This window comes from Cytobacillus firmus (assembly GCF_023715565.1).
Classification (GTDB): Bacteria; Bacillota; Bacilli; order Bacillales; family Cytobacillaceae; genus Cytobacillus; species Cytobacillus firmus_C.
This window is the reverse complement of the sequence record NZ_JAMBOJ010000058.1, coordinates 24,029-32,046: the sequence shown is the minus strand read 5'-3', so window position 1 is coordinate 32,046 and position 8,018 is coordinate 24,029. Positions and strand designations below refer to the sequence as shown.

The following is an 8,018-nucleotide window of genomic DNA, read 5'->3' as shown; positions in this document are numbered from 1 at the left end:
CAGAAATGGCCTAGAAGATGACCTCGGAGAGGTCTATCATCATCTGAAAATGCTTCAAAGCCAATAAAATTCAAAAAAGAGGTCCGGAATGAGACTATTCCGAACCCCTTTTGTCTACAAACTGAAAGCTCCCGGTGGGGAGCTTTTCGTTTTTTATCGTAGTCTAACGGGCAGTAAGACCGCCACTTCAAGACTCGAAGCAATCAGCTGTTTTCTTTTCTGAATCCGTACTTCCTCATTCGATACTGCAGATTTTGCCGGCTCATGCCAAGGGATTTTGCTGTTTGGGTTATATTATTGCCATGGTGTTTAAGGACTCTCTTTAAATAGTAAATCTCAGCTTCCTGCATATATTGTTCCAGTGTTTTAACAGGTTTGTTTTTTTGGACCAGTACATCCTCCAAATGGCCGCCTTCCTTCTGCTGTTCTTTGAATTGGGGCTTTTTCCGGAAATGAAGAGGCAAATGCACATAGCTGATGGCTTCTTCCTGATCCATCAGGTTCATGGCCCCTTCGATAATATGCTCCAGTTCTCGTACGTTGCCCGGCCAGTCATATTGCTCGAATTTGTTCATTACTCCTTCTTCGATTTCTACTACATTCATTCCAAAGAGCTGATTATATTTCTCTATAAAAAACTGTGCAAGTTCCCGGATATCCTTTCTTCTATCCCGAAGAGGCGGAATAAAGAGGGATACAACACTCAGTCTATAATATAAATCTTTCCGCATCCGGCCTTCTGAAATAGCATCAATCGGATCTTCATTTATGGTTGCTATGATTCTAACATCCACTGCACGATCTTTTGTATCACCGACCCGGCGGACCGTTCTTTCCTGTAAAACTCTCAATAGCTTTGCCTGAAGGGAGGGATTAAGTGAGTTGATCTCATCCAGAAGCAAAGTCCCGCCATTTGCCTGCTCAAATAACCCTGGCCTTTCTATGGAGCCTGTAAATGCCCCTTTTTTCGTCCCAAATAAAAGGCCTTCTATCAGACTGTCCGGAAGGGCTGCGCAATTTTGAGAGATGAATGGCTGCGAAGACCGTCTGCTGCCATTATGGATGCTTTGGGCAAATAGTTCCTTTCCAGTACCGGTCTCTCCGATTATGAGAACTGAGGAACTTGTTCGGGTTGCTCTTTTGCTTGCTTCAATCACTTCATGGATTTCGTCGCTTAAGCCAATAATACTATCAAAGGTATAACGAGTATCTCCCCGTTTATTCATGTTTTCTCTGATCAGCTTTTCGAGCTTGGTTACATCACGGGCAATCTCCATGGCGCCAATCTGTTCACCATCTTCCATAATCGGAAAAGTATTATTGATTGTAGTGATTTCCTGCCCTTTATTGTTAAAGTAGGTTTGTTTGGCATTTTTAATTTTGCTGCCATTCTTGAGGGCCTGAAGCAAGGTGCTGTATTCGTCCTGATTGAAAGTAAATACATCCAGCAGATTTTTATCCAATACATCTTCATAATCCATGCCTTCTATCTGGGCCATTTTCTTATTGTAGAATGTAGTTTTTCCTTCTTCATTCACGACATGGACACCTACATCGATTTCATCTAATATCCGCTGAAAAATCTTGTTATTCAATTGAAGCTGTTCAATTTCTCTGTGGTTCATTGTAATCTCCTTCACGCGGCAATTTATTCAATAGTATATATTAAATCAAATGTGTGCAATAACAATTTGCACTAATAACATAAAAAGAGCAAAAATATTTTGCTTTCGTCTTATAAAATAGTTAGTTTACAGCTTTTTTATATTGGCATAGTTCTTGCATTATATAAAATCGGATGAATATGGAATAGATTAAAGGAGGATAACATCATGGTACAGCCGTACAAACATGAACCTTTCACAAACTTTAAAGCAGAAGAAAACCGCGAAGCATACTTACAGGGATTGAAAACAGTCGAAAGCTATTTGGGGCAAGACTATGACTTATTAATAGCCGGAGAGCGCATTTCTACTGAAGATAAAATTGTATCAATCAATCCTTCTAATAAAGAAGAAGTAGTGGGCCGTGTTTCAAAGGCAAACCGCGAGCTTGCGGAAAAGGCAATGCAGGCTGCTGTGGAAGCATTCAAAACATGGAGAAAAGTGAAGCCGGAAACACGCGCAGATGTTTTATTTAAAGCTGCTGCAATTATCCGCCGCCGCAAGCATGAGTTCTCTGCTCTTCTAACAAAAGAAGCAGGAAAGCCTTGGAACGAGGCAGATGCTGATACTGCGGAAGCGATTGACTTCCTTGAGTACTATGCACGTCAAATCTTAGAAATCAAAGACGGTGTTCCAGTTAACAGCCGTCCGAACGAATATAACCGTTATGACTACATTCCATTGGGAGTGGGCATCATCATCTCTCCTTGGAACTTCCCGCTTGCCATCATGGCCGGCACAACAGTTGCAGCGATCGTGGCAGGAAACACAGTTCTATTAAAACCAGCTTCCACTACACCGGTTGTGGCTGCGAAATTTGTTGAAGTAATGGAAGAAGCAGGCCTTCCGAAGGGCGTTCTGAACTTCGTGCCGGGCAGCGGTGCAGAAGTGGGCGACTACCTGGTTGACCATAAAGATACTCGTTTCATCTCCTTCACAGGATCACGCGACGTGGGTCTTCGCATCAACGAGCGTGCATCTAAATTAAACGAAGGCCAAATCTGGCTGAAGCGCGTCATCGCTGAAATGGGCGGCAAGGATACAATCGTTGTCGACAAAGAAGCTGACCTTGAGTTGGCGGCGACTTCCATCGTGGCTTCTGCGTTCGGATTCTCCGGCCAGAAATGCTCTGCATGTTCACGCGCCGTTGTAGTAGAAGATGTTTATGATCAGGTTCTGAACCGTGTGGTGGAGCTGACAAATGAATTAACGCAGGGCAATCCGGAAGACCAGAGCAACTATATGGGTCCTGTTATCGACCAGAGCGCCTTTGACAAGATCATGAGCTACATCGAAATCGGCAAAGAAGAAGGAAAGCTGATGACAGGCGGAGAAGGGGACAATTCTAAGGGCTTCTTCATCAAACCGACTGTATTCGCTGACCTTGCGCCGGATGCACGCCTAATGCAGGAAGAAATCTTTGGGCCGGTTGTTGGCTTCACAAAAGCAAAAGATTTCGATCAGGCGCTTGAAATCGCCAACAACACAGAGTACGGCTTAACAGGAGCTGTAATTACACAAAACCGTGAGCACATCCAAAAAGCGCGCGAAGATTTCCATGTTGGGAACTTATATTTCAACCGCGGCTGTACAGGTGCGATCGTTGGATACCAGCCATTCGGCGGATTCAACATGTCCGGAACAGACTCCAAAGCGGGCGGACCTGACTACATTCTTCTGCACATGCAGGCGAAGACTACATCTGAAATGTATTAAAATCTGTAAAGCAAAGCATGTATGGGATATTGAATATCCTGTACATGCTAAAACCTTAAATAGTTTAAAGAACAATAGCTTAACGTTACAATAAAAAGGACTATTCTGAAAAAGGAGGAATTTTAATTGACTGAAGCGACAAAATCAAAATCACTAATTGAACAGACTGAAAAATACGGTGCGCCTAACTATCATCCGCTGCCAATCGTTATTTCCAAAGCTGAAGGTGTTTGGGTGGAAGATCCTGAAGGCAATAAATATATGGATATGCTTAGTGCCTATTCGGCTGTAAACCAGGGGCACCGCCATCCAAAAATCATTCAGGCGCTGAAGGACCAGGCAGATCGTGTAACATTAACTTCACGTGCTTTCCATAACGATCAGCTTGGCCCATGGTATGAAATGATCTGTGATCTGACAAAAAAAGAGATGGCACTCCCTATGAACACAGGGGCTGAAGCAGTCGAAACGGCAATCAAAGCTGCTCGCCGCTGGGCTTATGATGTAAAAGGGGTTGCAGATAACCAGGCGGAGATCATTGCTTGTGTAGGAAACTTCCATGGCCGTACAATGACAGCGGTTTCCCTTTCTTCAGAAGAAGAATACAAGCGCGGATTCGGACCAATGCTTCCAGGCATTAAGCTGATCCCTTATGGAGACCTTGACGCTCTTAAAGGGGCAATCACTAAAAATACGGCTGCTTTCTTAATTGAGCCGATTCAAGGTGAAGCTGGAATTGTGATTCCTCCTGAAGGCTTTCTGAAAAAGGCATATGAAACTTGTAAGGATAACAATGTATTATTCATTGCAGATGAAATTCAGGCTGGTCTTGCACGTTCAGGAAAAATGTTTGCATGTGAATGGGAAGATGTAGATCCTGACATGTACATTCTAGGGAAAGCGCTTGGAGGAGGAGTATTCCCGATTTCATGTGTGGTTGCGAATAAAGATGTCCTTGGGGTATTTAATCCGGGATCACATGGTTCAACATTTGGAGGAAACCCAATGGCTTGTGCCGTTTCAGTGGCTTCTATGGACGTATTGGTTGAAGAGAAGCTTGCAGAGCGCTCACTTAAGCTGGGTGAATATTTCATGGGCAAATTAAAAGAAATTAACAATCCTGTCATTAAAGAAGTGCGCGGACGCGGATTATTTATCGGTGTTGAGCTGAATGAGCCGGCACGCAAATATTGCGAAGAGCTTAAAGAACAGGGATTGCTTTGTAAAGAAACGCATGACACAGTTATCCGTTTTGCTCCGCCTTTAGTCATTTCTGAAGAAGAGCTTGATTGGGCAATTGAAAGAATCAATAAAGTATTAAGCTAAGTAAAATTTTTAATTAAAAATCCTTGCACACAATGTGCAAGGATTTTTTGCATATATTAGCGGGTTGGCCTGGTTTCAGGTTCTCTTTCAAGTTCTTCATTCGGTTTGAAGAGAAGGCCAAGATTGATTAGGCCGGCGATGCCCACCAGGCCATATATGATTCTTGAAAGGGCTGAATCCTGGCCGCCGAAAATAGCTGCCACAAGATCAAATTGGAAAAATCCAATTAAACCCCAGTTAATAGCTCCAATAATTGTAAGAACCAGTGCAATACGCTGAATGCCACTCATGATGTTTCCTCCTTATTGTGTATAGGTTCACTATTATGTTGCTGCACGGAAATAAAAAATATTCATCTTAATATTAGTTAAAGGCCATAATGAAAAGGAGTCCGAATACCGAATCATACTTTTTGCAATAGCATAAAATTTGAAAGATAATGATGGGGAAAAGGAGATGTTCATATGCAAAATTTTACCTTTTATAATCCGACAAAATTAATTTTTGGGAAAGATCAACTGTCCCAATTGCAGACTGAAATTCCCCAGCACGGCAAGAAGGTACTTGTTGTATACGGCGGAGGAAGCATTAAGCGAAATGGTTTATACGATAAAGTGATGGCTGAGCTAAATGAAATTGGTGCTGAAGTTTTTGAATTGGCAGGGGTTGAGCCCAATCCAAGAATCTCTACCGTTCGCAAAGGCGTTGAAATCTGTAAAAATGAAGGTGTCGATTTCCTGCTCGCTGTTGGCGGAGGGAGTGTCATCGATTGCACTAAGGCTATTGCTGCCGGTGCCAAATATGCTGGCGATGCCTGGGATCTGGTTATCAAGAAAGCATTTGCTGCAGAAGCTCTGCCGTTTGGATCGGTTCTTACACTAGCTGCTACCGGTTCTGAAATGAATGCCGGATCTGTTATTACAAACTGGGAAACAAATGAAAAATATGGGTGGGGCAGTCCCGTGACATTCCCTAAATTCTCAATTCTTGATCCTGTTAATACGTTTTCAGTGCCAAGAGATCAAACGGTATATGGAATTGTCGATATGATGTCACATGTGCTGGAGCATTATTTCCATCTTGTAGAGAATACTGATTTTCAGGATCGCATGTGCGAATCTCTGCTGATCACCATAATGGAAGCAGCTCCTAAACTTCTTGAAGACCTTGAAAGCTATGAGCATCGTGCAACTATTTTATATTCGGGCACGATGGCGCTGAATGGAATTCTGAATATGGGCTATCGCGGAGACTGGGCAACCCACAATATCGAGCATGCCGTATCGGCTGTTTATGATATTCCTCATGGCGGCGGCCTTGCCATTCTGTTCCCGAACTGGATGAAGCATAATCTGAACGTGAAGCCTGAATGCTTTAAGCAGCTGGCTGTCCGTGTATTTAATGTGGATCCTGCAGGGAAAACGGATGAAGAGACAGCACTTGAAGGGATTGAAAAGCTTCGTGAATTCTGGAACAGCATTGGGGCACCTTCCCGCCTGGCTGATTATGACATCGATGACAGCAAGATTGAATTGATGGCAGACAAAGCGACGGTAAATGGAGAATTTGGCAATTTCGCGAAATTAAATCATGCTGACGTAGTTTCAATCTACCGGGCTTCCTTGTAACACCTAGACGGACTCTGCCTTGCGGCGGGGTCCTTTGACAATTTTTACGCCGGAAAATTACAATCATCCTTTCACGTAAAAAATATGTCAAAATTGGACACGCTTACAATATGGGATGATTCTTGATTAACTTTGGTGCATTCGTTAAAGTGGAATAGAGATGGCAGCAAATGATAAGAGCTGTTTAAATTTGAGAAAAAATGGAGGACATTCATGACACACGTTCGTTTTGATTACTCAAAAGCACTTCCTTTTTTTGGCGAACATGAAATTACATATCTGCAGGATGCAGTGAAGGTTGCTCACCACTCCCTTCATGAACAAACTGGAGCAGGCAGCGACTATTTAGGCTGGATCGATCTGCCATCAAACTACGATAAAGAAGAGTTCTCCCGCATTCAAAAAGCGGCTGAGAAAATTAAGAATGATTCCGATGTTCTTATTGTCATTGGAATTGGAGGCTCCTATCTTGGAGCGCGTGCGGCTATTGAAATGCTGCAGCACAGCTTCTATAATGCACTTCCAAAAGAAAAGCGCGGTACCCCTCAGGTGCTGTTTGCCGGCAACAATATCAGTTCTTCATACATGAAGGATTTAATGGATCTCCTTGAAGGAAAAGATTGGTCGATTAATGTGATCTCCAAATCAGGCACAACAACTGAGCCAGCATTGGCTTTCCGTATTTTCCGCAAAATGCTTGAGGAAAAATATGGTGTGGAAGAAGCACGCAAACGAATTTATGCTACGACTGACAAAGCGAGAGGAGCTTTAAAAACACTTGCAACAGAAGAAGGCTACGAGTCATTTATTATTCCTGATGATGTAGGCGGCCGCTATTCTGTTCTAACAGCTGTAGGTCTTTTGCCGATAGCTGTCAGCGGTGCAAGCATTGAAGATATGATGAATGGTGCTGCACAGGCGCGCGAAGATTTCAGCAAATCTGAGCTTCAGGAGAACGCAGCCTATCAGTATGCTGCTGTCCGCAATGTTCTTTATAACAAAGGCAAAACGATTGAAATGCTGATCAACTATGAACCAGGCCTTCAATATTTTGCAGAGTGGTGGAAGCAGCTGTTCGGCGAAAGTGAAGGAAAGGACCAGAAAGGAATATTCCCTTCTTCAGCCAACTTCTCCACTGATCTACACTCATTAGGCCAGTATGTACAAGAAGGTCGCCGTGATCTTTTTGAAACGGTAATTAAGGTGGAAGAAGCGCGCCATGAACTTACTGTTGAAAAGGCAGAAAATGATCTTGATGGCCTAAACTATCTAGCTGGTGAGACTGTCGATTTTGTGAACAATAAAGCTTTTGAAGGAACTATGCTTGCACACACAGATGGCGGAGTGCCAAACCTTATCGTTTCCATTCCAAAAATGGATGCCTATACATTTGGCTATCTGGTTTACTTCTTTGAAAAAGCATGTGCCATGAGCGGCTATCTTCTGGGAGTGAATCCTTTCGACCAGCCTGGTGTTGAAGCATACAAAGTGAACATGTTCGCTTTGTTGGGAAAACCAGGATTTGAAGAGAAAAAAGCGGAACTTGAAAAAAGATTGAAGTAATAGTGAGAAACGTCTGCCTGGGGGCAGGCGTTTTTTAATTGAGGAAAATATAGTTCCATCGCATTCATGATATCCTCCACTTTGGAGAAACTAAGCCAAAAGAGAAAAAGGGGATGGATTC

6 protein-coding genes are annotated in these 8,018 nt (G+C 43.1%); 4 read left to right on the top strand and 2 right to left on the bottom strand.

The genetic code is table 11. The features are described 5' to 3' along the window. Positions 1 to 203: 203 nt before the first annotated feature. Entirely contained in the window at positions 204 to 1,625 is a 1,422-nt protein-coding gene (locus tag M3205_RS19750; RefSeq protein ID WP_251171440.1) for a sigma-54 interaction domain-containing protein, read from the bottom strand. A gap of 207 nt (positions 1,626 to 1,832) precedes the next feature. On the opposite strand from M3205_RS19750, the gene pruA reads away from it, so the two are divergent. Together pruA and M3205_RS19740 are read left to right on the top strand one after the other, a co-directional pair. Beyond that, positions 1,833 to 3,380: an L-glutamate gamma-semialdehyde dehydrogenase gene (pruA, locus tag M3205_RS19745; RefSeq protein WP_251171439.1), complete on the top strand. Its 1,548-nt coding sequence runs from the start codon at positions 1,833 to 1,835 to the stop codon at positions 3,378 to 3,380. Between the two features lie 126 nt (positions 3,381 to 3,506). Then, a complete protein-coding gene (locus M3205_RS19740) occupies positions 3,507 to 4,706 on the top strand; it encodes an ornithine--oxo-acid transaminase (RefSeq protein WP_251171438.1) in 1,200 nt (399 codons plus the stop codon). A gap of 56 nt (positions 4,707 to 4,762) precedes the next feature. On the opposite strand, the gene M3205_RS19735 is transcribed toward M3205_RS19740, so the two are convergent. Next, positions 4,763 to 4,996 (bottom strand): DUF378 domain-containing protein, encoded by a 234-nt coding sequence (locus M3205_RS19735; RefSeq protein ID WP_048012022.1) that lies wholly within the window; start codon positions 4,994 to 4,996, stop codon positions 4,763 to 4,765. A gap of 174 nt (positions 4,997 to 5,170) precedes the next feature. Between M3205_RS19735 and M3205_RS19730 the strand changes: the two genes are divergently transcribed. After that, complete coding sequence (locus M3205_RS19730) at positions 5,171 to 6,334, top strand: iron-containing alcohol dehydrogenase (RefSeq protein WP_251171437.1); 1,164 nt, start codon at positions 5,171 to 5,173, stop codon at positions 6,332 to 6,334. 213 nt (positions 6,335 to 6,547) lie between these two features. Further along, positions 6,548 to 7,897: a glucose-6-phosphate isomerase gene (locus tag M3205_RS19725; RefSeq protein ID WP_251171436.1), complete on the top strand. Its 1,350-nt coding sequence runs from the start codon at positions 6,548 to 6,550 to the stop codon at positions 7,895 to 7,897. The last annotated feature ends 121 nt before the right edge of the window (positions 7,898 to 8,018 follow it).

Coding starts and splice junctions, on each gene's coding strand:
- M3205_RS19750 (WP_251171440.1), bottom strand. CDS start 1,625: ATGAACCACAGAGAAATTGAACAGCTTCAATTGAATAACAAGATTTTT.
- pruA (WP_251171439.1), top strand. CDS start 1,833: ATGGTACAGCCGTACAAACATGAACCTTTCACAAACTTTAAAGCAGAA.
- M3205_RS19735 (WP_048012022.1), bottom strand. CDS start 4,996: ATGAGTGGCATTCAGCGTATTGCACTGGTTCTTACAATTATTGGAGCT.
- M3205_RS19730 (WP_251171437.1), top strand. CDS start 5,171: ATGCAAAATTTTACCTTTTATAATCCGACAAAATTAATTTTTGGGAAA.
- M3205_RS19725 (WP_251171436.1), top strand. CDS start 6,548: ATGACACACGTTCGTTTTGATTACTCAAAAGCACTTCCTTTTTTTGGC.